21 protein-coding genes and 1 pseudogene are annotated in these 19,656 nt (G+C 67.7%); 15 read left to right on the top strand and 7 right to left on the bottom strand.

Annotation, left to right across the window (positions count from 1 at the left end; translation table 11 throughout):
• Positions 1-60: 60 nt before the first annotated feature.
• Together H0E84_RS20375 and H0E84_RS20370 are read left to right on the top strand one after the other, a co-directional pair.
• Positions 61-465, top strand: a pseudogene (locus H0E84_RS20375) (fosfomycin resistance glutathione transferase); the annotation flags it as partial.
• Between the two features lie 93 nt (positions 466-558).
• Complete coding sequence (locus tag H0E84_RS20370) at positions 559-1,125, top strand: pyridoxine/pyridoxamine 5'-phosphate oxidase (protein ID WP_257644070.1); 567 nt, start codon at positions 559-561, stop codon at positions 1,123-1,125.
• Between the two features lie 467 nt (positions 1,126-1,592).
• Here H0E84_RS20370 and H0E84_RS04710 read toward each other — a convergent pair whose 3' ends face one another.
• A complete protein-coding gene (locus tag H0E84_RS04710) occupies positions 1,593-2,558 on the bottom strand; it encodes a DUF2268 domain-containing putative Zn-dependent protease (RefSeq protein ID WP_180677480.1) in 966 nt (321 codons plus the stop codon).
• A gap of 198 nt (positions 2,559-2,756) precedes the next feature.
• Between H0E84_RS04710 and H0E84_RS04705 the strand changes: the two genes are divergently transcribed.
• Positions 2,757-3,452 (top strand): glutathione S-transferase family protein, encoded by a 696-nt coding sequence (locus H0E84_RS04705; RefSeq protein ID WP_345776269.1) that lies wholly within the window; start codon positions 2,757-2,759, stop codon positions 3,450-3,452.
• Positions 3,453-3,514: 62 nt separating this feature from the next.
• Here H0E84_RS04705 and H0E84_RS04700 read toward each other — a convergent pair whose 3' ends face one another.
• Positions 3,515-4,126 carry a DUF2242 domain-containing protein gene (locus tag H0E84_RS04700; protein ID WP_180677479.1) on the bottom strand — a complete coding sequence of 204 codons (612 nt, stop codon included), beginning with the start codon at positions 4,124-4,126 and terminating at the stop codon, positions 3,515-3,517.
• A gap of 148 nt (positions 4,127-4,274) precedes the next feature.
• Between H0E84_RS04700 and H0E84_RS04695 the strand changes: the two genes are divergently transcribed.
• The gene (locus H0E84_RS04695) at positions 4,275-4,745 is read left to right on the top strand and encodes a serine hydrolase (protein WP_180677478.1); all 471 of its coding nucleotides are present in this window, start codon (positions 4,275-4,277) and stop codon (positions 4,743-4,745) included.
• Here H0E84_RS04695 and H0E84_RS04690 read toward each other — a convergent pair.
• A complete protein-coding gene (locus H0E84_RS04690) occupies positions 4,691-5,083 on the bottom strand; it encodes a VOC family protein (protein ID WP_180677477.1) in 393 nt (130 codons plus the stop codon). The two genes, H0E84_RS04695 and H0E84_RS04690, sit on opposite strands and share 55 nt — an antisense overlap.
• A gap of 233 nt (positions 5,084-5,316) precedes the next feature.
• On the opposite strand from H0E84_RS04690, the gene H0E84_RS04685 reads away from it, so the two are divergent.
• The 5 genes from H0E84_RS04685 (at position 5,317) to H0E84_RS04665 (ending at position 10,494) form a co-directional block, all read left to right on the top strand.
• Positions 5,317-6,126 (top strand): AraC family transcriptional regulator, encoded by an 810-nt coding sequence (locus H0E84_RS04685; protein ID WP_180677476.1) that lies wholly within the window; start codon positions 5,317-5,319, stop codon positions 6,124-6,126.
• 104 nt (positions 6,127-6,230) lie between these two features.
• Positions 6,231-6,383 (top strand): hypothetical protein, encoded by a 153-nt coding sequence (locus H0E84_RS04680; protein WP_180677475.1) that lies wholly within the window; start codon positions 6,231-6,233, stop codon positions 6,381-6,383.
• On the top strand, positions 6,380-7,192 hold the full coding sequence (locus tag H0E84_RS04675; RefSeq protein ID WP_180677474.1) for a methyltransferase domain-containing protein: 813 nt from the start codon (positions 6,380-6,382) through the stop codon (positions 7,190-7,192). Before H0E84_RS04680 ends, H0E84_RS04675 begins: the two co-directional genes overlap by 4 nt.
• A gap of 168 nt (positions 7,193-7,360) precedes the next feature.
• Complete coding sequence (locus tag H0E84_RS04670) at positions 7,361-8,020, top strand: ABC transporter ATP-binding protein (protein ID WP_180677473.1); 660 nt, start codon at positions 7,361-7,363, stop codon at positions 8,018-8,020.
• A complete protein-coding gene (locus tag H0E84_RS04665; RefSeq protein ID WP_180677472.1) occupies positions 8,017-10,494 on the top strand; it encodes an FtsX-like permease family protein in 2,478 nt (825 codons plus the stop codon). The genes H0E84_RS04670 and H0E84_RS04665 overlap by 4 nt, the downstream gene beginning before the upstream one ends.
• A gap of 16 nt (positions 10,495-10,510) precedes the next feature.
• Here the strand turns inward: H0E84_RS04665 and H0E84_RS04660 are convergent, their stop codons facing one another.
• Entirely contained in the window at positions 10,511-11,341 is an 831-nt protein-coding gene (locus H0E84_RS04660) for an N-acetylmuramoyl-L-alanine amidase (protein WP_180677471.1), read from the bottom strand.
• Positions 11,342-11,591: 250 nt separating this feature from the next.
• On the opposite strand from H0E84_RS04660, the gene H0E84_RS04655 reads away from it, so the two are divergent.
• Positions 11,592-11,999 carry a VOC family protein gene (locus H0E84_RS04655; RefSeq protein ID WP_180677470.1) on the top strand — a complete coding sequence of 136 codons (408 nt, stop codon included), beginning with the start codon at positions 11,592-11,594 and terminating at the stop codon, positions 11,997-11,999.
• 164 nt (positions 12,000-12,163) lie between these two features.
• On the opposite strand, the gene alaE is transcribed toward H0E84_RS04655, so the two are convergent.
• From alaE to H0E84_RS04640, 3 genes are all read right to left on the bottom strand, one after another.
• Positions 12,164-12,628: an L-alanine exporter AlaE gene (alaE, locus tag H0E84_RS04650; protein WP_180677469.1), complete on the bottom strand. Its 465-nt coding sequence runs from the start codon at positions 12,626-12,628 to the stop codon at positions 12,164-12,166.
• Positions 12,629-12,833: 205 nt separating this feature from the next.
• Positions 12,834-13,937 carry a hypothetical protein gene (locus H0E84_RS04645; RefSeq protein ID WP_180677468.1) on the bottom strand — a complete coding sequence of 368 codons (1,104 nt, stop codon included), beginning with the start codon at positions 13,935-13,937 and terminating at the stop codon, positions 12,834-12,836.
• A 221-nt stretch (positions 13,938-14,158) separates the two neighbouring features.
• Positions 14,159-14,467, bottom strand: a complete 309-nt coding sequence (locus H0E84_RS04640) for a hypothetical protein (protein ID WP_180677467.1) — start codon at positions 14,465-14,467, stop codon at positions 14,159-14,161.
• 122 nt (positions 14,468-14,589) lie between these two features.
• On the opposite strand from H0E84_RS04640, the gene H0E84_RS04635 reads away from it, so the two are divergent.
• From H0E84_RS04635 to H0E84_RS04615, 5 genes are all read left to right on the top strand, one after another.
• Positions 14,590-15,531, top strand: coding sequence for a hypothetical protein (locus tag H0E84_RS04635; protein ID WP_180677466.1), 942 nt, complete (start codon positions 14,590-14,592; stop codon positions 15,529-15,531).
• A 41-nt stretch (positions 15,532-15,572) separates the two neighbouring features.
• Entirely contained in the window at positions 15,573-16,523 is a 951-nt protein-coding gene (locus H0E84_RS04630; RefSeq protein WP_180677465.1) for a hypothetical protein, read from the top strand.
• Positions 16,524-16,948: 425 nt separating this feature from the next.
• Positions 16,949-17,527, top strand: a complete 579-nt coding sequence (locus tag H0E84_RS04625; RefSeq protein WP_180677464.1) for a TetR/AcrR family transcriptional regulator — start codon at positions 16,949-16,951, stop codon at positions 17,525-17,527.
• An 83-nt stretch (positions 17,528-17,610) separates the two neighbouring features.
• Complete coding sequence (locus tag H0E84_RS04620) at positions 17,611-18,612, top strand: NADP-dependent oxidoreductase (protein WP_180677463.1); 1,002 nt, start codon at positions 17,611-17,613, stop codon at positions 18,610-18,612.
• A gap of 124 nt (positions 18,613-18,736) precedes the next feature.
• Positions 18,737-19,525 carry an SDR family NAD(P)-dependent oxidoreductase gene (locus H0E84_RS04615; RefSeq protein WP_180677462.1) on the top strand — a complete coding sequence of 263 codons (789 nt, stop codon included), beginning with the start codon at positions 18,737-18,739 and terminating at the stop codon, positions 19,523-19,525.
• The last annotated feature ends 131 nt before the right edge of the window (positions 19,526-19,656 follow it).

The raw sequence follows: 19,656 nt of genomic DNA, 5'->3' as shown, positions 1-19,656 counted from the left end.
CTCACTGGCTCGTTAAAATGAACCAGACCCCGTTTCGGACCCTATTTCATGGACGACGGCCTGGTGGGCGGCATCAATCACGCGACCCTGGCGGTGAGCGACCTCGATCGGTCGTTCGCGTTCTATAGGGACGTGGTCGGCCTGCGTCCGGTGGCGAAATGGGCACGCGGTGCCTACCTGGTCGCCGGCGGCGACTGGATCTGCCTGTCGCTCGACGGCCACGCCCGCACCGGGCCGCATCCCGACTACACCCACCTCGCCTTTTCGGTGGAGCCGGCCCGGTTCGCGGCACGCGCCGCATCGATCCGGGAACGCGGGGCGGTCGCCTGGAAGGAGAACACGACCGAGGGCGACTCGCTCTACTTCGTCGACCCGGACGGGCACAAGCTGGAACTGCACGCCGGCGACCTCGAAAGCCGCCTCGCGGCACTGCGGGTCGCACCGTACGAGGGGCTGGAGCTCTACCCGGAGACGGCGGCCGGGGCGGCGAGTGCCGGGGCATCGCCCGCCGGGCCGGTGTCGCTCCCCGCCGGATCCGGAACGGACACGGAAAGCCCCATGGAAGTCTTCAAGGCGCTCTGGGCCGAGGCCCGGCGAAGCGGATCCTCCGCGCACCGCAACGCGGTCTGCGTTTGCACCCTCGATGCCGATGGCTACCCGAATCCGCGCTTCGTCGATCTGAAACAGGCCGACGAACGCGGATTCGTGTTCTGTACCCATCTGGATTCCGCCAAGGCCGGCGACATCGCGCGCAATCCGAAGACCGGCATCGCCATGTGGTGGGAGCACGTCGCCACCCAGGTCCGTATCAAGGGGACATGTACGGCCCTTTCGGCGCAGGAGGCCGACCAGCACTGGGCGGGCCGGCCACGCGACGCGCAGCTCGCCGCCTCCGCCTTCAGGCAGAGCCATCCGCTCGCGGACGTGGCCATGCTCGCCGCGGAACATTCGCGCGCGAAGTCGGGCGCGGAGGGGAAAGCGATCGCGCGCCCGGCCAGCTGGGGCGGGTTTCGCCTGCTGCCGGAACACGTGGAGTTCCTCGAGTTCAAGGAGAACCGTCTGCACGTGCGCACGGCCTATGCGCTGGTGGAGAATCGTTGGCGCAAATCGCTCCTACAGCCTTAGGACACGACGGCCGGCAGGGCATTGCTCTCACCCACTCAGCGCCTCCTTGCGTCCCCCGGCGTCAGCCGCAGGCGCCGGTAGCGGCAAACGTCGACGTCACGGTAGAGCACCGAGCGGCCGCCGTGGAGCACGACGCGGAAATCGCGGCCAGCAGCTGCGCATGAGCCGCTATCAGCACGAAGCGTTCCTGCAACTGGTCAAGGGACGGCCGGTATCCGAGTGGACCTCCCAAGGGCCGGGAGAATAAGAGGGCCGCCGTCCGTCACCCAGGGCGGCGGCCGCTCGCGATCGCGATGGAACCGCGGCAACGCTTCCGCAGCGACCTTCCGCTCGACGAGGCGGAGTTCGCGGCCATGGCGGACAACGTCGCGCCCTGGGCGCACTGAACCGGCGGCCGCGAGGGGACGGCCGATACCGTGACACGAGAGTACCGTCCGCCCGTCGCGCCCCCGACTGCATCGGCGCGATCAGGGAGGACCGGCCTCGGGCTCCGGCCACGGCACCACCGGCTCGGACGGCAGCGTCATGCCCGGCGTCCAACCGCTCTCGCGCAGAAACGCCTCCGGATCGTCCATGGCGAAGATGCGCGCCAGGGCCTCGCGCTTGTCGTCGGCCTGCAGGTAGTAGGCCTTGGCGACGCGGTAGCCCACCCAGTAGCCCAGGTCGTATGGCTCGTCCGAGCCGGGACGGTAGTCGAAGATCCATCCGTCCAGGTCCGTGCCGTCCTTGGCGGCGAGAAAGGCCGTTTCGATCTCCGCCTCGCGCCCGCGCGTCCATTCCGCGTGACGGCCGTTGCCCACGCTGCCCGAGATCAGTTCGGCGACGAACTCCGCCGCGCCTTCCACCAGCGACATCCGCAGCACCGTGGCCCGGGGATCGCCCTGGCCGGGCGCATCCTGGGCGGCGACCTGCTGGATGTGGGCGTACTCGTGCGCGATCACGTGGACGAAACGGTCCTCGGGGTCGGGGTGCATGAAGTCGGCGGCGCACAGCGCCTCCAGCCCGATCGTCACGCCGGTCGGCGCGGTGATGCCCACCGGCCGCCCGCGGCCGACCACGATCGCCACCGGCGGGAACGCGGCCTCGGGATACAGCCGCGCCAGGGTCCGCAGGGCGTCCGACACGCGGCGGGTCACGGCCGGCAGCAGCTCCAGGCAGCGCCTGGCGTCGTCGTACATCGCCGGATCCTGTGCGATCCGCTCGGCGATGCGCGCGCCGGTGACGCGCCTGAGCTGGGCGAACGTCTTCAGGCTGTCGCTGCCGTCTGCCAGGTACGCGTCCAGCTGCGCCTCGCTCGGCTGGCCGTTCTGCGCGTCGTAGAGCGCGTAGAACCGCGCCACGTCGTCGACGCGGATTTCGGGCTCCAGCGCCAGAGCGTGCAGCGGGTGGACGAGGAGGAGGACGAGCAATGCGGCGAGCAGCAGCCTGTGCATGGCGATTCCCGAGGTGATGAGCCGCCCCCAGTATCTGCAGCGGTGGCGGCAGCGGCAGGCCCATTGGTCACACCGCGGTGGAATCGATTCCCTTCGCGGGAACCGGTCGCGCAGCCTGGCGCTGCGGGCGCACGGCGCTGTCGATTCCCCGCCTGGCCATTCGTCGCAGAGGAATCGCTACGCTTTGCAGGAGCACACGTGCAAGCCACCTCACTGGACCAGGGCCCGACCACCGGCACCTCCCGGCCCACGACGATGAAGCTGCTCTTCAGCCGCAATCCCAACCCGCGCCTGGCCGTGGCGGTGGCGAGACAGGTATGCGCATCGGTCGACTTCGAGTTCGCCGCGCCGTTGGCGCCCGGCCAGGCCGAGCGCTACCGCGCGCTCAATCCCTGCCTGCGCGTGCCGATCCTGGTCTGCCCCGAGGGCAGCCTGTGGGAGGCCGACGCGATCGCCTGCCGGCTCGCGCGCGATGCGGCCTCGCCATTCTGGCGGACCGACGCCCGGGAGCCGCGAATGATCCAGTGGCTGAGCTGGGGCAAGGAGAACTTCGTTCGCGCCTGCGAGATCGTGCAGTTCGAGCGTGTCACCAAGCAGCGCTACGGCCTGGGGCCGATCGACCCGGGCAAGGTGGACGAAGGCCGGGCGCTGTTCGCCGAATCGGCGGCCCTGCTCGACGCGCAGCTGGCCGTGCGCGACTGGCTGCTTCACGACGGCCTCTCCTACGCCGACTTCCGGATGGCCTCGTTCCTGCCGTATCACGAACTCGCCCGCCTGCCGTTGCGGGACTACCCGGCCGTCGCGCGCTGGTACGGCCGGCTGGAGGCCCTCGATGCCTGGCGCGATCCCTTCCACGGGCTGCAAGCGCCGGCTCTGCCGCCCGTGCCGGGGTGAGCGCTGCCTCGCGGGGGCTGGCGGAGGGTCCGGGGGCAAGACGCGAAACCGACCCCGGTTCGTCAGCGGACGACGGGATCGGGCGGGACCTCGGGTTCGGGGGGAAGCGGCGCGTCCGTCGGGGTGCCGGGCAGGTAGTAGCCCACGCGGTCGAACAGACGGCCGTAGAACTCCTGGTTCTGCACGGTATTGCTGCCCACCCGTACCAGGTTGGCGTTGTTGCCGCCGAGTGGGACCGGCAGCGATACCGAACCGATCATGCTCACGCCGACGCTGGCCGAGCTGGACTGGGACTTGAGCGCGTAACGCTCCTGCACCGCGTTGATGAATACGATCGAGCCGCCCTCGGCCTCCGGCACGCAGGTGGCGCGCACCGCGAGCTGGGTATGGATATCCGACTGCGGCTGGAAGTTCTTGCTCGCCTCGACCGACTCGGCGGTCATCCGGCCGATCGCATACCCCTGCCCCAGCAGCGCGCGACGCGCAGCCTCGCAGGCCACCGGAGGCGCGACCGGATAGCTGCGCGAGTAGGTGTCCTCGGCGCCGAACACCTCACCCAGGGGCGGGGCCTGCGACTTGCTGCGGCCCGAACCGCACGCCGCCAGCGCCGTCGCCAGCACGGCCAGGACGGCGGCGCACGCGATCGATCGGTGGAAACGCTTGGCGGAGGACATGGGCGTGCGCGGCGACGATCTGGAATCGCCCGAGTGTAGCGGCGGGGGTGTGGAAGACGACTGAACGCGCGCGAAGCCCGGATCCGCAAAAGGGGGAGACGGCTCCGCTTCCACAAGAGCATGAACCAGGCCCGCAAGCCATGCGACGTTGTCGATCCGCGACTCCCTGCCCGAGGCGCCGTCGGAATGGGCCCCGGTGACCATACGCCAGCTGCTGAACCACACCTCGGGCATCGCCGACCTGACCGAGGCGCTGATCCCGCACTTTCGCAGCGACCATCCCGCCGCCATGCGCGACCTGCTGGCGGCGCTGACGCCGGAGCAGAAGGCGCTGCAGTCGCCGCCCGGACAGGCCTACCGTTACAACAACTACGGCTTCGAGCTGCTGGCCGAGGCGGCGGCGCGCGCCGCCGGGCAGCCGTTCGCAGAGGTGGGTCGTGGAGGCGTTGCAGGCCGCCCGGCGGTAGTGCGGGCAACACTGGCAGGAACCCGGTGGTCGGACGCAAAGGCGGGCCGGACAGCGCTTCCGCCGCTTCGCGGGGAACGCCGGTTCCCCGGCCGGCCCTATTTCGGCCGGTGGATCGCGCAGAGCTTGTTGCCGTCCGGATCGCGCACGTAGGCCAGATGCATCGGTCCCAGGCTGCCGTTGCGCAGCCCCGGCGGATCTTCGATCGAGGTGCCGCCGGCCGCGACCGCCGCATCGTGGAACGCCTGCACCTGCTCGGCGGAGGCGCACTTGAAGCCGATGGTGCCGCCGTTGGCGCAGGTGGCCGGCGCGCCGTCGATCGGCTCGCTGACGCAGAAGGTGCTGCCGTCGTGGCGATAGAAGAGGCGGAGGTGGCCGGATGCCGCCTGGTTGCGGATCGGCTCGGGCACGCCCAGCACCCCGAGCACGGCGCCGTAGAAGCGCGCGGAGCGCTCGATGTCGTTCGATCCGACCATGATGTGGTTGAACATGCGCGTCCTTCCCGGAAGTCGTTTTGTTTCCAGGCGCGATGCTAGCAGTTCCCGCGGCGGCCCCCGGAGCTGCCGGCAGCAACCCCCGGTCTGCGGAATTCAGCGCCTTCCCCAGCGGGACGGCTCCGCTTCCACGACGACTGCGAACCAGGCCAGCCGACCATGCGACGGGTCTTGCAGCGGGAGGCGGCGCGATCCACGATGCGTTCGAGCGACGACCGGCGTGCCAAGCCATGGCCAGAGGGCGATTCACCATCATCCGCAGCCACGCGGCCGGCGTTCTTCCGGTGATGGCCGAGTCGGCGCACGCGTTCTCGCGGCATACCCACGACCAGTTCGGCGTCGGTGTGATCGAACAGGGGGCGCAGACATCGCGCAGCGGCCGGGGCCAGGTCGAGGCCGGCCGGGGGGACTTGATTACCGTCAACCCCGGCGAGGTCCACGACGGGAGCCCCATCGGTCACGCGGGGCGCCGCTGGCGGATGCTGTATCTGGATGCGCCGCGGGTGGCCGAGGCGGCCTGCGTCCTGGATGCGGCTGCCGGCAGCGGCTACGAGTTCGAGCGGCCGGTGGTCGGCGATGCGCGCCTGGCGCTCGCGTTCGGGCGGCTGTTCGCGGCCATGACCTCCGACGATCCGGTCGCGCCGCTCGCCTCGGAAGGCCTGCTGCTGGAACTGCTCGCCGGGCTGCGCGCGCCGCGACCGGGCGCGGCGCGGATCGCCGGGGTGCCCGATGCGCTGGCGCGGGCGAGGGCGCTGATCGACGATGATCCCGCCGCGGCGGTGACCCTGTCGGACCTGGCGGCGGCGAGCGGCCTGGGCCGGTTCCAGGTGCTGCGCGCGTTCGCACGCGCCACCGGACTGACGCCGCATGCCTACCTGGTGCAGCGCCGGATCGACCTGGCCCGGCGCCTGATCGCCGCCGGGCGGCCGCTGGCGGAGGCGGCGGTGGCCAGCGGTTTCGCCGACCAGAGCCATATGACCCGCACCTTCGTGCGCAAGTACGGCATTTCGCCCGGGGCGTACGCCAGGGCGACCGCCTGAGGGCGGCTGCAATTCCGTTCAATCCCCGGGAGGCCGATCCCGCCATGCTCGCAGCGCCCGTCGCCGTCCGGCCGATGGGCGCCGATCCCTCACGGAGCCCCGTCATGAGAACCCTCCTGATCTGCGTCGCCGCCCTGGCGATGTCGTCGCCCTGCCTGGCTGCCCCTCCGGCCCCGTCCGGGCCGGAGGCCGTGGTGCGCGCCGATGCCGACGCCATCGTCTACGTCGCTCGTCTGCCGCAGGGCCCGGGACGATGAGCGGCGCCGCACCGGTCTACGTGCACGGCTACGACGCCAGCGAACACCAGCGCCTGCACGACCAGGCGGGCGCGCTCGAAGCCCTGCTGCACGCCGGCACGGCGTACCCGCCCGGGAGCGCCGTGCTGGAAGCGGGCTGCGGCGTCGGCGCGCAGACGGTGGTGCTGGCCCGCAACAGCCCGCAGGCGCGCATCGTGGCGGTGGACGTTTCGCCTGCCTCGATCGCCGAAGCGCGGCGCCGGGTGGAGGCGGCCGGTTGCGACAACGTCCGCGTGCTGCAGGCGGACATCCTCGACCTGCCGCTCGCCGAGGCGAGCTTCGACCACGTGTTCGTGTGCTTCGTGCTCGAGCACCTGAGCGACCCGCTGTGCGCACTGGGCGCGCTCAGGCGCCTGCTCCGGCCCGGCGGAACGATCACCGTCATCGAAGGCGACCACGGCTCCGCGTTCTTCCATCCCGACCACGCCGACGCGCGCGCCGCCATCGCGTGCCTGGTGGAACTGCAGCGCCGTGCGGGCGGCGATGCGCTGATCGGCCGCCGCCTGACCCGGCTGCTGCAGCAGGCGGGATTCGCGGGCGCGCGGACGGCGCCGCGAACCGTGCATGCGGACGGCGGATGCCCGGAGCTGGCCGAGGCGTTCACGCGCCGCACCTTCGCGGCGATGGTGGCGGCAACGCGCGACGCCGCGCTGCGGGCGGGACTGATCGCGCCGGCGCGCTTCGATGCCGGCGTCGCCGCCCTGCATCGCACCGCGGCCGCCGATGGTGCGCTCTGCTACACCTTCTTCAAGACCGTGGCGGTGCGCTAGTCCCGCGGCACTGCGCAGAGACGGGACCGAGCGCAACGGCGCCGGCTCCACCGCGAGTCGATTGCGGATCGATGCGCGACCGCAAGAACTCCCGCCTCGCGAATCATCCGGTTCACACCTGTTTCACAACCTCCCCATAGCGTGAGACCGCAGTTCAGGGGAGGCACGATGGTGCACGCGATAACGCTCGATTCGGTCAGCCACCATTTTCAGACGGCCACGGACCGCATCGTGCTGTTCGAGGACGTATCGCTCGACATCCAGGCCGGGCGCAGCTACTCGATCGCGGGGCCCTCCGGTGCCGGCAAGTCCAGCCTTCTGACCCTCGTCGCCGGACTGGAAACTCCGAAAGCTGGGAGGATCGAATTCACCATCGACAACCGGATCGCGTCGCAGACGACCCTGCGCAAGCGCTCCGGCTTCATCTTCCAGCAGTTTCATCTGCTGCCGGAACTGGATGCGCTGAGCAACCTGGCCCTGCCCTTGCGCCTGAAAGGCGACAAGAATGCCTACGACAAGGCGCATGCCTGGCTCGCCAGGGTGGGACTGACCGCACGCGCCAGGCACAAGCCGGCGCAACTGAGCGGCGGAGAACAGCAGCGCGTCGCCATCGCCCGGGCCTTCATCGGCGACCCGGTCTTCGTCTTCGCGGACGAGCCCACGGGCAACCTGGACGAGAAGACGGCGGAACACGTCGCGGAGCTGATGTTCGACTTCGGCCGCACCGACCAGAGGGCGCTGGTCCTGGTGACCCACAACCGAGCCCTGGCCGCGAAGGCGGACCACCGCTTCCGGATGGCCGCTGGCGAGCTGGAACGGCTGCCGTGACCGCCCTCAAGCTCGCCTGGGACGCCTTCGTCCACGAACATGCGAGCAGCGACGGCCGCCTCGTCCTGGCAACCCAGTTCCTGCTGGTCTTCTTCCTGCTGGCCCTCACATTGACCAGTGCCTCGGTGCAGCACTATCTGCACGACAACCTGCAGGCCCTGCTCGGGTCGGACATGGTGGTCAGCCGCTATCGGCCTCTGCCGGAGGCGGAGAAGCTCCGGCTTCGACAGCAGGCACTCCAGGTCTCCGAAACACGGCTGGTCGATATTACCCTGACCCATCTGGAACGCTGGAAGAAGGTACGGCTCAAGGTGGTGGACGGCGCCTACCCGGTGCAGGGCCGGCTGGCGGTTGGCCGGGACCCGGCCGGCGGGCATGAACCCGTCGATCGAGGGCCGACGGCCGGCGAGATCTGGGTGGATCCGAGGTTGTTCACCGAGCTCCAGCTCGAGCTGGGGCAGACCTTGATGGTGGGGGGCGAGGCGCTTTCGGTGAGCCGGATCCTGTTTCATGAGCCGGACCGGATCCTGGAAGGGCACTCCGTTGCGCCACGGGCGATGGTGAACCGCGCGTCGCTGAAAGGACTGTCTCTCAACGCGGAAAAGACCCACTATCGCTACTTGGTCAACGCCGGCCCGGCCCGGCAGCGGGAAATCGCTTCCCTGCTCTCCACTGCAGTGCCGGATGCGCAGATCATCACCCGGGAGAACGGCCGCCATCCCTTGGCGCTGTTCTGGAAGAGAGCCGAGAACTTCATCGGCCTTTCTTCGGTGCTGTTGTTTTTCATGGCGGCGATCGCCATCGACCTGGCCGGCCGCCGCCGGTTGAGCATGGAGCAGAAAAGGCTCGCCCTGTACATGAGCATGGGGATGGGGCTGAACCAGGGCATCGTCATGGCGCTCGGACAGTGGCTGCTCGGGTTCCTCGTTTCTCTGCTGGCCGGCATGGCGTTCGCCTATGGCGCCTCGCTTGCCGTGCTGCAACTGCTGCAGGCCCAGTTTCCGGGTATCGCGCCGGACTGGCGCTGGGTCGAGCTCGGAAAATCCATTCTGCTGGTCTTCCTGCTGCTTCTCAGTTTCCAGCTGCCGGGGTTCATCCAGCTTCGAAGCACATCCGTGGTCGCCTTGATGCGCGGCCGCAGCGTGCCGTCCGGCGTACTCGCGCGCTCGGGCTGGACGCTTGCCTGCCTGGCCGGGCTGGCGGGCTTCTATTCCGACAACTGGACCCTGACCGGCATGGCATTGGCGGCCATGTTGTGCAGCGTGCTGATCATGATGCTGGCGACCTGGCTGTTGCTGATCGGCGGGGAGAAGCTCACCCGCACCGGCTCAGGCCTGTTGCCATTCACGCTCTTCGTCATGCGCAAGAGGCTGCTGAGCAAGTCCACCCAGGTGATGGGGTTCGGGCTCTGTTGCACTCTGCTGCTCTTCACCCTGATGCTGATGAAGGACATCGGCGAGACGCTGGAGGCCAACAGACGGATCAACGACGGCAACCTGGTCATCGCCAAGGCCGACCCGGATCAGCTGGCGGCGATTCGGCACTGGAGCGAGTCGACGGGCAGCCGGATACGCCAGATCAGGCCCTTCGCGAGCGCGCAACTGGTCGCCGTCAACGATCGGCCGTTGAAGGATTTCGTCCGCCAACCCAGCGACAGCGCGGCCGCACTGACCGCGCCCATCAGGCTCAGCTGGTCGGACCGGGTGCCCGTCAACAACCGGGTCGTGAGCGGCCGCTGGTGGCCTTCGAGCAGCGGCGAACGGCGAGAGATATCCGTCGAATCCGAAGTCGCCACCGACATGGGGTTCGAATTGGGCGACAAGTTGACTTTCATGGCGGGCGACGAGCTCCTGGACCTGGCTATCGTCGCGACGCACGCCTACCAGCCGGGCAACGGTTCGGTGACCTTCTGGTTTCAGGTTCCCGAGGCCGTGGCCGAACGCTCCGGGCTCGAGGTGTTCTACATGGGAAGCATGGAACTGCCGGAAGACGCCTGGGAAAAACTGTCGGCGCTGTGGCGGCCTCATCCCACGCTGGCGCTGGTGCCGCTGAAGGAGATAACCGAGCGGTTCGACAACGTGCTGGCGATGATCACGAAGTTGATATTGGGCTTCAGCAGCATGATCGTGCTGATGGCGTCGATCGTGGTGGCGGCTTCGGTAAGGGGGTTCGAGCAGGAGGAGCGCATCAAGAACGGGCTGCTGCTGAGCATGGGGCTGGATCGGTTCGATTGCCTGAAACTCAACCTGTACGAATGGCTGGTGACCGCCTCGATCGCGGCCGTTGGCGCCATGGCTGGCAGCTGGGTGGCCGGTGCGTCCATCTACCAATCCCAGTTCGCCATCGCCTACCGGCCCGACCCGGTATGGATGGGGTCGATCACGCTGGCGACGATGGTCGCGGTGTGTGGTATCGGTCTGTTCTACTATCACACCAGCCTGAAATCGTCCGTCGGCAACCTGCTGACGGAGTGAACGACGGCCAGGCGGCTCACTTCGTCGTCGGCGCCAGCGGACGCATGCCGTCTGGCGCCGCAACGACGTCGAGCAGCGCCGCCGTCTCCGCGTCGGGCACGCCGGCGATGTCGGCGGGCCGGTATTTCATCTGGAAGGTGCTCATCGCCGCGCGCGTGGCATCGTCGAGTTCGCCGCCGCGCGGAACGCGGTAGCCCACCGCGGCCAGGCGCTCCTGGAACCAGGCCACCTCAGGCAGCGGATTGCGACGGTGGGAGGCCAGCCGCTCCGCGACCTGGGCGGCATCCGGCCACAGGATCAGCCCGGCCTCGGCCAGCTGGCGCCACGGAAACTGCGGCCCGGGGTCCTGCTTGCGGCCGGGCGCCACGTCGGCATGGCCGAGCACGTGCTCGGGGCGGATCCCGTGCCGCGCCACGATCTCGCTCGCCAGGCGGATCACCGTGTCGATCTGCTCCTGCGGGTATGGCGCATAGACCCTGCCCTCCGGGGTGTCGCTGTAGCCGGGATTGACGATTTCGATCCCGATCGAAGAGGCATTGAGCGGGGTGGCACCGGCCCAATAGCTCTCGCCGGCATGCCGCGCCAGACGATGCTCCTCGACCAGCCGGTAGACCCGGACCGGGTCGTCGCGCACCAGGTAGTGCGCGGAGACGCCGGGCTGCCTACCCGTCAACAGCCGCAGCGACTCGTCGAAGTCCGCCACCGTGTAGTGCAGCACCAGGTACTGCACCCGGCTGGCCTGGACGGCGGCCTGATGGCGGGTATCGATCCGCAACGTGGAAGCGGCGCAGCCCGCCATCAGCAGCGCAGCCGCAACGGCGAGCAGTCGGAAACGCAGGAACGGCATCGGGTCGGTCCAGTGGTGCGAAGGACCGGACTGTGCCTCCAATGCGCGCCCACGTCGAGCTTGTGGTGTCGTTGTGGGGCCTTCCAAAGCGCGCCCGGGCTGGAAGTCGCGAGCGCGGGCACATCCCCGCCGCGCCCGATGTCGATTCCGGCCTTTCCCGTTCGACGATGATGGCAAGCGGGCGGCGTTACCGCCGACCGCCCACCAAGCCGAGCCACCCGTGGCCGCCCAACCCGAAATGGAGTCCGCAATGACCAAGATGATCTTCATCAACCTGCCCGTGACCGACCTCGCGGCGTCGATGGCCTTCTACAAGGCCCTCGGCTTCGAGAACAATCCGCACTTCACCGACGAGACCGCCGCGTGCATGGTCTGGAGCGAGGCGATCAACGTCATGCTGCTCACCCACGACAAGTGGCGCACGTTCACCAGCCGGCCGATCCCGCCGCCGACCTCGAGCGAGGTGCTGCTGGCCCTGTCGTTCGACAGTCGCGCGGAGGTCGACGCCGCCAACGAGGTGGCCGCCGCGAACGGCGGCACCGCCGACATCAACCCCGCCCAGGACCTCGGCTTCATGTACAACCGCAACCTGGCCGACCCGGACGGGCACGTCTGGGAGGCGATGTGGATGGATCCGTCGGCGATCCCCACGGACTGAGGTCGCGGCCGGCGACGGCCACTGCGCGGACATGCGCCGCGCAGGGCCCTGTCGCTCGCCCATCGCTGTCGTTCCCTCGCCCGATCTCGCCGCAGGGGCTACGCACTGGGATCGAGAAAATGAACCTTCCCCCCCATTTTCTAGACCCCATTTTCTGAGCATCCTCATCCCTGGAGGCTCATGGGCTTATCCCCGCCGGGCGGAAGCCCGTACAGCCGCCTGATCCAGTTCAGGAACGCGCCATAGGGGCGGCCAGAGACCAGCATGATGCACGTCGCGCCGAGGATGCCGAGCACGAACCCCCGGCCGGACGCGCCGCTGATCGCGATAATCGCCGCATAGATCGGCACCTGGAACGTGACGAGTGCGAGGCTGTCCCAGAGGATGCGCGAGATCCTGGTCGGACGTGCGTACCGCATCAACCGGTCGCGCCACATCCCGTACGGCCGGCCGACCGGGATCATGAGCGCCGCCCCCAGCAGCCGCGCGTGCAGGACCTCGTCCCAGCTCATGCCGGAAACGAAGCGCTCGTTCAGCGCGCCGGTCACCGTGAAGAACAGGATCAAGGCGGTGGTGTCTGCGACGAACGCGCGACCGCGACGACGCCGATCCGAAGCAACCTCATTCATGTCGGCAACCCGGCGACGACCTGCACGTACGATACGGGACAAGTCGGGGTCGCAACGATGGTGCGCGAGGGCATTCGCTGTTTGCTGCAGCTGGTCGTCACTGGCGCCATTTCCCGACTCCGAACTCGTCCCGGACACGAATGGTGCCTACGCGAGCGCCGTTCGTCCCTGCCACCTTTGGACAGCCGGTGGGTCCTCCGCCGAACTACTCGGAATCCATGCGGATCACCAGCAGCGAGCGCAGGTCGTCGGTGGCGGCTTCGGAGTCGTCCAGCACGGTTGGCCGCTCGACCAGGCCCCGTTCGCCGAGCAGGTCCATCACGTCCCAGATGAACTCGTGCGCCACAACCACCATCGCCTGCTTCCGGTCCAGACCCGGGATCGAGGCAAGGATCTCGGCCATCTCACCGTCTCCATCCAGCGCATCGGCAATCACCGTGGCGATACCCAGTGCGGGAGCGTGCAACGGATCGTCGCTTCGCACATGGATGACGGGAACCTGCATCCGGCCTTCGTCGGACAACGTCCAGGCACGCCCCGAGGCGTCGACCACCGGAGCAGGCTCGTCTCCTGCAATCAACCGTCGCAGTGCAGCCGGCAGCGCCGGCGACCGCTGCAGGGCGTTCAACGCGCGCCCAGTGGGACGGGTCCAGGTGAAGATCATGGCGGCCTGGCCGGTCCGGTGCTCGTTCACTCCAGCCATGTTGCCGCGCGGCGGATACAGCGCCCAGAACGCACCGCGCCAAAGCGGATGTTCCGCGCTCAACTCGGTCGACGGTACGGCGCCTCGCTCGCGAAGGCCTTCCCACAACACGCCATCCACTGCGTAGCCGAACACCACGGCATACTCGCTGCGCGACAGCCCTTGATCGTGCAACCGGGCGCGGATCGCCGCGACATGGGGCTCGATCTCGGGCAGCAGCCCTTCAGCCAGCCGGCGCAGGCGCGGGCGCAGCTGGTCGAGTTGCTCCGGCCCGATCACCGGAATGGCCGTTCGCAGCGAGTCTCCATCGACCTCGAGCACGCCCAGCAGCCGCAGCAGCGCGATCTGGCTGTCCGATACCGCGATGCCATCGCGCTCCAGTTGTTCCCTGGACACACCGGAGCGGGCGCGATGCAGGACCACGCCGTTGTTGTCCATGCCGATAGCCGCGTGCGGCGTGTGGATGGCGCTGATGCAGAAGCAGTGAAGCGACCATTCCGACAGGTCTTCTGGCGCGGATTCGAGAGGCTCGGCGGCCGTGACCGTCGCGGCACCTGCGAGAGCCAGGATCCAGCCGATCCAAAGACGCGCACGTTTGACCATCATCGAGATTCCTTCGCTCGGGAGGTCTTCAGCATAAGCGCCGTCCCCCTCGAATCGTCCCTGCCAGAAGGCATGAATGGACGAGGGGGTGCTGGATTCGCCTCGGCCTGACGCCCGTCGGAGTGAGCAACTTCGCTGCCGCATCCAACGTCGCATCCAGTTCCTCCTCGAGCACTCGAAGCACGTGGCGCTCCGCCAGGCACTGCTCGGTCGAGTTCGGCCCCCTAGTCGCCGCCGCACCCTCCGCCGTCGGACCCGCCCCCGCCGCAGTCCCCAGCGGACGTCGCCGCATCCACTTGACCGCCGCCGGCATTGTCCGCGTAGGGCGTTGCGATGGAGCCGGCGACCCCCTCGCGGGCGTGCGCCGACGCGACTGCGAGACACACGATGGCCCCCAGCACGGGCAGCAGCCAGACGATCGCCAGCTGCGCGGACCGCCGGCCCGGAGTAGCCACCGGGTCGCGCAGAACCGCGACCGAGGCGATCGCATTGAGCGTCAGCAAGGCGAGCAGCGCCACGATCGACCAGTCCATTCGTTCCTCCTTTCTCCGATACTCCTGGGACAAGCGCGATTATGCCCAGCCGATGAGACGTTGCCACGCGCGACCCCCAAGTTCTCCGACCCCGGTTCTCGTTGACGAGTTCCGAACGCTATATGCTCGACGGGTCGACCCACCTGGAGACCGGCACCGGTGACATCATGCGCATGAAGCGCTTGCTGGCGGCCATTGCAGGCATCGCGATCGTCGGCGGGATCTGGCTGCTCGCGCACGACACGCAGCTTCCGGGCCGGCGCGCGGACGCCCACGCCAGACCGGCCGAGTCGGCCGGGGCCGCGCCCGGCAAGGGCGTGCAGCGGCAATCGGTCGCGACGCTTCCGGAAGGCCCGTTCGATTCCGTGCGCGCCGAGCTGGAATCCCGCGCCCGCGCGGGAGACGCCGAAGCCGCCTACCGGCTCGGCAACGTGCTCGGGCATTGCCTGTCGTACGAGCGCATGCCGATGGGCGCGTTCATCGCGATCATCGCGCAAGCCGCCGCCTACTTCGGAGACGCCTTCCAACTCGCCGGGCGGCCGATCGACAGCGACATCACTGTCGATGCACTGCTCGATGCCAGACAGGAAATGGACGAGCTCTGCAAAGGCACCGAAGACCTGGCGGAGACGGCAGGCGCGGCGGACGCACACGCCTGGATGCTGCGAGCCGTCGCCCTGGGCCACACCACAGCGATGGCCCACTACCCCGACCATGCATTCACCGAGTTCAAGACCCACGCCGAGCTGCTCGACAATGCCGACGAGGTCGCCCGTCGGCGCGACCGCGCCAAGACGCTGATTGGACGTGCGCTGAAGGCCGGCGAACCAGAAGCCCTGTACGCCTACGCGACGGCGCACGGTCCCGACGGCATCCTGCAGGACGATCCGGTGCGCATGCTCGCCTATTGGAGCGCCTACCGGCAGGTCTCCACCGCCTCCGAAGCCATGGGCAAACTCGAAGCGGCGGGACGCGAGCGATTCAGCCCGGCGCAAATCCGGGAGGCCGAACTCATGTCGTCTCGCATCCTCGGCGCGTTCCACCGCTCGGGCGAAGGGCGATGAGTGTCGCGTCGCGGATCAGGCGGTTGTGGCCGGTGCCGGCGTTGGCCATCGTCCTGCTGGCGGCGGTGGGCGGCGGATGCTCCGGGGGATCGGCACCCCCGCCGGAATTGCCGGAGGACGCCGGCGTAGACGAGAAGGCGGCGGCGCCCGCCGTTTCCGCATCGCCGCCGGCACAACCCCCGCAGCGCCTTGCGCTGGACCGCCTACCGGCATCGCCGGGCGGTCCGCCCTCGCGAATCGATAGCTGGTGGCGGGACCCGCTACCCGAAGTCCTCGACGCGCTACAGGATGCCGCTGCCACAGGCGACACGGAGGCCGGCTACATCCTCGGCGTGCGCTCGGCCGGGTGCAGGACGATACTGCGACGCGACACTCCGGAGTCGTTGATCCACGAGTACCGGCGCAAGGTCATCTACCTCGGTGCTGGCGATAGCCGACAGGAGCGCGAGAACTGGGAACGACAGTATCGCGAGAATCGGGAAAGGGACTTGCAGAAGAAGCTGAGAGAGTACGAGGACTGCGCCGTGGTCGGACAGGAGCGCGTTTCTGCGGGGGCCGACTGGCTCGAAAGCGCGGGCCGCGCCGGCAATGCATCGGCGCAGTTGAGTTTCATCACCCATGCGCTGGAAGAGTACGCGACGCGTGGTGCGCTGATCGCCGACGTCGAGGAAGCGAGACGGCGCCAGAAGCTCGCGCGCGAATGGCTGGAGCAGCTCGTCCACGACGGCAACGAGCAGGCGCTGGACCGGTACGTGGAAGCGCTGGACGGCCGCTATTCCCTCTACCCCAGAGACGAGCGGGCATCCATGGCCCATGCCTACGCACTCGAGCTGGTGCGAAGCCGCCGGGCCGGGGATTTCGACCGGCTATGGCGCGAAGGGCCGGAACGGTACGGCAGCCCCACGCCCGCCGAATGGGACGAGATCAGCTCCCGCGGGCGCGAGATCTATCTCGAACATTTCCAGCACGCGCCGGTCTGGCCCGGACGCTGACCAGAAACCGGGCCTTATCGCTCGCCAATCGACCGCATCGTTCCCCCTTCCGATCTCGGAAACAGGGGTCGGAGCGGACTCTTCCGGCCCTCAGGCACGCATGTCGCACGCCAGCCCTCTGCCGCGATCGGGCGTCTTCTCGAAGACGGTGATGGTGGGGGTCATTGGAAGGCTCCAGGTGGAAGCTCCGCAATCGCCAGGAGTTCGGACGTGTTGCGCCATCCCCGAACGTCTACGTGGCCAACGCCACCAGTGGCTTGCCGATCGCCATGGGATCGTGATCGGCGGGCATCGGCTCCCATGCCTGCGTCGGGTCGTTGGCAGTCACTGCCTCCAAACACTCGCGGTCCCGCTGGATCCCCTCCATCTACCGTTCGTCGCCTACCGCTTGCATTGGGCTCAGAGCGATATATGATGAACATCATATGAAAAGAACGGCCACCCGATCCAAGGAAGCCACTCACGACCGCATCGTCGATGCGGCGGCGCGCGCGATCCGACGTAGCGGCTATAACGGCACTGGCGTTGCAGACATCATGAAGGCCGCTGGCCTGACCCACGGCGGCTTCTACGCCCATTTCGCTTCGCGCGAAGCCCTGCTGGCCGAGGCGGCGGATCGTGCGGGTAGCGAGGCCGTGCAGTCGATGGAGAGCGTCGCCGCGGCCGTCCCTCCCGAACAGGCGTTTCAGGCGATGATGCAGGCCTACCTCTCCGAAGCGCACGTAAAAAGTATCGAAACGGGATGTGCGACGGCCGCCCTCGGCTCGGAGATGGCCCGCCAAGCGCCGGAAGTAAGGCGAGCCGCCACGCGCCGCATCAAGGAAATGATCGACCTTATCGCACGCCAGTTTCCCGACTGGGGAGAACCCGGCGTACACGAACGTGCCATGGTGGCTGCCTCCACCATGGTCGGCGCGTTGATACTGGCACGCGCCGTCGACGACCCGCGGCTCTCCGATGCGTTGCGCGAGTCGGCACTGCACCATCTCATTTCCGACGACTAACGCAGAGGACGCTCCGTTACCCGCTTGCCGTCCACAAATATGATATTCATCATATTTGTCCCATCTACGAGAGAGAAAACACCATGAAGGCTTTCATCATCGATCGATACAGCAAGAATGAACCGATGCGGCTTGGCGAAGTGCCCGAGCCCGCACTTCGGGACGACGAAATCCTGATCCAGGTTCACGCGGCAGGCTTGAATCTGCTGGATTCCAAGATCAAGAGCGGTGAACTCAAGCGCATCCTGCCTTACCGCATGCCGCTCGTCCTGGGCCATGACGTGGCAGGTGTCGTGACGCGCGTTGGCCCACGCGTTCGGCAGTTCAAAGTGGGCGACGAAGTCTATTCCCGGCCTCGAGATCACCGCATCGGCGCCTTCGCGGAGTTCGTCGCCGTGAACGAGAACGATGTCGCGCCTAAGCCAGGAAACATCACCATGGAAGAAGCCGCATCGCTCCCGTTGGTGAGCTTGACGGCCTGGCAGGCGCTGGTTGAACGAGCCAATCTGCAGGCCGGGCAGAAGATCTTCATCCAAGCCGGGTCTGGCGGTGTAGGCACCTTCGCTATCCAACTGTCAAAGCAGATCGGGGCCACGGTCGCCACGACGACCAGCAGTGCCAACGTCGATCTGGTAAAGAGCCTGGGCGCGGACACCGTCATCGACTACAAGAACGAGGATTTCGGCAAAGTTCTGCGGAACTACGACGTAGTTCTGCATAGCCAGGACGCGGGCGCCTTGGAGAAGTCCCTGCGTGTCCTGAAACCAGGCGGGACGCTCATTTCGATCTCCGGCCCTCCCGACCCGGCATCCGCGACCAGCATTGGAGCTCCGTGGTTGGTCCGTCTCATCGTTCGCCTGCTGAGTGCTGGCGTCAGAAGAAGAGCCAAACGCAGGTCCCTGAGGTACTCATTCCTGTTCATGCGAGCCAATGGACAACAACTGCGCGAGATAGGCCGGCTCGTAGAGGCTGGCGCCGTTCGCCCCGTAATCGATCGCACCTTCGCCTTTGAGTCAGCCAATGAGGCTTTGGCCTACGTCGAATCCGGCCGATCGAAGGGAAAAGTCGTGCTCAAGGTCAAATAGTCAGAACGCCGACGCCAGTGCCCTGCAGGGCTGGCGGGCCGCCCACGGACGCGGCTCCGTTGCGCGTCGCGCATCTCTGCATCAGCTCACCCAGCCCCTCACCCCTAATCAAGAGAGCCAACACATGACCACTCCTTCCGCAGTCCTCATTACCGGCGCATCCTCCGGCATCGGCGCTGCCTACGCCGAGCGCTTCGCACGTCGCGGCCACGACCTCGTGCTGGTTGCCCGCGACAAGACACGATTGGAGACGCTTGCAGCTCGACTGCGCGAAGAACACAGGGTCGCGATCGATATTCTTCAGGCCGATCTCACCCAGTCCAACGATCTGGCAGCCGTCGAGACCCGCCTGCGCGATGGCTCCCGAATCGGGATCCTGATCAACAATGCCGGAGCAACCCAGTCCGGCAGCTTCATCGAGCAGGCCACCGATGATGTCGCTCGGATCGTCGCGCTCAACACAACCGCGCTTGTCCGACTCGCCAATGCAATCGCCCCACGACTTGCGCGGGCCGGCGAAGGCGCGATCGTCAATATCGGCTCAGTGGTTGGATTGGCGCCGGAATTCGGCATGTCGGTCTACGGTGCGACCAAGGCCTTCGCACTGTTCCTCTCCCAGGGGTTGAGCCTGGAGCTTTCGCCCAAGGGCGTCTATGTGCAGGCGGTACTCCCCGCGGGTACCCGCACGGAGATCTGGGAGCGTGCGGGCATCGACATCGATGCGCTCCCCGAGCTGATGGAAGCGGGCGAACTTGTGGATGCGGCGCTGGTTGGTTTCGACCGCCGCGAACTCGTGACCATCCCGCCATTGCACGACGCTACGCGCTGGAGCGCCCTGGATGCAGCACGGCAAGCCCTCGTTTCAGACATCAGGCAGGCGCATGTCGCAGAGCGATATCTCACGGCCGCGTAAAGCACTCTCCAACAAACTACCTTCGACTACAACGGAGTTAAATCACTATAAAACAGGGGTCAGAGTGGACTTTCCCGTTTTTCGGACCGGCAAGAAAGCCGACTCTGACCCCTGTTCTTGCCCTGGGCAAG

Source organism: Luteimonas salinisoli (assembly GCF_013425525.1).
GTDB classification, from domain to species: Bacteria; Pseudomonadota; Gammaproteobacteria; order Xanthomonadales; family Xanthomonadaceae; genus Luteimonas; species Luteimonas salinisoli.
Note: the sequence above shows the minus strand (reverse complement) of the source record. Positions and strands in the feature narration are given on the sequence as shown.

Bases quoted from the DNA above. Each gene is read 5' to 3' on its own strand.
- H0E84_RS04680 (WP_180677475.1), top strand. From the start codon at position 6,231: ATGAGAACCCTCCTGATCTGCGTCGCCGCCCTGGCGATGTCGTCGCCC.
- H0E84_RS04710 (WP_180677480.1), bottom strand. From the start codon at position 2,558: ATGCACAGGCTGCTGCTCGCCGCATTGCTCGTCCTCCTCCTCGTCCAC.
- H0E84_RS04615 (WP_180677462.1), top strand. From the start codon at position 18,737: ATGACCACTCCTTCCGCAGTCCTCATTACCGGCGCATCCTCCGGCATC.
- H0E84_RS04635 (WP_180677466.1), top strand. From the start codon at position 14,590: ATGCTCGACGGGTCGACCCACCTGGAGACCGGCACCGGTGACATCATG.
- H0E84_RS20370 (WP_257644070.1), top strand. From the start codon at position 559: ATGGAAGTCTTCAAGGCGCTCTGGGCCGAGGCCCGGCGAAGCGGATCC.
- H0E84_RS04625 (WP_180677464.1), top strand. From the start codon at position 16,949: ATGAAAAGAACGGCCACCCGATCCAAGGAAGCCACTCACGACCGCATC.
- H0E84_RS04655 (WP_180677470.1), top strand. From the start codon at position 11,592: ATGACCAAGATGATCTTCATCAACCTGCCCGTGACCGACCTCGCGGCG.
- H0E84_RS04645 (WP_180677468.1), bottom strand. From the start codon at position 13,937: ATGATGGTCAAACGTGCGCGTCTTTGGATCGGCTGGATCCTGGCTCTC.
- H0E84_RS04700 (WP_180677479.1), bottom strand. From the start codon at position 4,126: ATGTCCTCCGCCAAGCGTTTCCACCGATCGATCGCGTGCGCCGCCGTC.
- H0E84_RS04675 (WP_180677474.1), top strand. From the start codon at position 6,380: ATGAGCGGCGCCGCACCGGTCTACGTGCACGGCTACGACGCCAGCGAA.
- H0E84_RS04620 (WP_180677463.1), top strand. From the start codon at position 17,611: ATGAAGGCTTTCATCATCGATCGATACAGCAAGAATGAACCGATGCGG.
- H0E84_RS04670 (WP_180677473.1), top strand. From the start codon at position 7,361: ATGGTGCACGCGATAACGCTCGATTCGGTCAGCCACCATTTTCAGACG.
- H0E84_RS04640 (WP_180677467.1), bottom strand. From the start codon at position 14,467: ATGGACTGGTCGATCGTGGCGCTGCTCGCCTTGCTGACGCTCAATGCG.
- H0E84_RS04690 (WP_180677477.1), bottom strand. From the start codon at position 5,083: ATGTTCAACCACATCATGGTCGGATCGAACGACATCGAGCGCTCCGCG.
- alaE (WP_180677469.1), bottom strand. From the start codon at position 12,628: ATGAATGAGGTTGCTTCGGATCGGCGTCGTCGCGGTCGCGCGTTCGTC.
- H0E84_RS04660 (WP_180677471.1), bottom strand. From the start codon at position 11,341: ATGCCGTTCCTGCGTTTCCGACTGCTCGCCGTTGCGGCTGCGCTGCTG.
- H0E84_RS04685 (WP_180677476.1), top strand. From the start codon at position 5,317: ATGGCCAGAGGGCGATTCACCATCATCCGCAGCCACGCGGCCGGCGTT.